This is a genomic window from Pseudomonas sp. 14P_5.3_Bac1 (genome assembly GCF_025466135.1).
Taxonomy (GTDB): domain Bacteria; phylum Pseudomonadota; class Gammaproteobacteria; order Pseudomonadales; family Pseudomonadaceae; genus Aquipseudomonas.
In genome coordinates this window covers 1-301 of the sequence record NZ_JANLOF010000058.1, presented here as the reverse complement: position 1 = coordinate 301, position 301 = coordinate 1, and the positions used below count along the sequence as shown (strand labels likewise).

General features: G+C 62.8%; 1 protein-coding gene. It reads right to left on the bottom strand.

All coding sequences use genetic code 11. The features are described 5' to 3' along the window. Nucleotides 1–301, bottom strand: a 301-nt coding sequence (locus tag NTD89_RS16065; protein ID WP_262208579.1) for a hypothetical protein, incomplete at both ends; no start/stop codon positions are given.

Sequence of the window (301 nt, the reverse complement as noted above, 5' to 3'; positions counted from 1 at the left end):
ATCGCGCAGACGCACCAGGCGCCCGGCGTCGTCATAGTCGAGGTAAATGCGGTTGTCGTTACGGTCACCCAACTGGCTCAGGCGCAGTCGCGACGGGTTTGCCGGTGTCGGCTCGAACAAGCGGTACACGCCGTCGTCACTTTCGATCAACAACTCCCCATTCAGGTGTCGCCGTACCGCAAGCCCTTCACCGGCACTGAATACTGCGCCGCCCAACGGAATCGAGCCCATGTCGATGGGCCGGCCCTGCTCGTCGGTATACACGAGCGTTTCGCCGCCCTCGGGATGCGGCTGAATGTCA